The organism is Streptomyces ardesiacus (genome assembly GCF_003112575.1).
In the GTDB taxonomy this organism is placed as follows: Bacteria; Actinomycetota; Actinomycetes; order Streptomycetales; family Streptomycetaceae; genus Streptomyces; species Streptomyces ardesiacus.
Map to the genome: position 1 here is coordinate 1 of NZ_BEWC01000031.1, position 639 is coordinate 639.

General features: G+C 70.9%; 1 protein-coding gene. It reads right to left on the bottom strand.

From position 1 onward, the window contains the following. A partial coding sequence (locus Sdi02f_RS35515) for an acyl carrier protein (RefSeq protein WP_245962295.1) occupies window positions 1-547 on the bottom strand: 547 nt, incomplete at its 3' end. Window positions 548-639: the final 92 nt, after the last annotated feature.

Consider the following 639-nt stretch of genomic DNA (forward strand, 5'->3'; position numbering starts at 1 on the left):
ACACCCCACCCGGATACCGGCACGCCATCCCCACGATGACGATCGGGTCGTCGTGCGTGGCCGCGCCGGTCACCGGGCCCGCCTGGTCGTCCATGCCGAGGCGCGTCGTGCCGGCGAGTTCGGCCACGAGCAGGTCGGCCACCGCGGCGGCATTGGGGTAGTCGAAGATCAGGCTCGCCGGAAGTGCGAGACCGGTCGCACTGCCCAGCTCATTCCGCAGCTCCACCGCGGAGAGCGAGTCGAATCCCATCTCCTGGAAAGCACGCGTCGCGTCCACGGACTCGGCCGAACCGTGGCCCAGCACCGAGGCAGCCTTCATCTGGACAAGACGCAGGGCTTCCTCGGAAGTCAATGTCAGCACCCGGGAGCGAGTGCCGGTCGTCCGGTTGCGGGTGCGGGTGCGGGGAACGAGGGCGCGGTAGACCGGCTCCAGCTCGGCACCCCGGGCCCGCAACGCGGACAGATCAAAACGCGCCGGCACCACCAGCGCCGGCCCCGCCGACCCGACCACCGCATCGAACAGCGCCAGGCCCTCCCACGACGCCAACGGCCTCAACCCACCCCGCACCATCCTCGACCGCTCAACCTCACCCAACGAACCCGTCATCCCACCCGACTCCGCCGCCCAGGGCCCCCACG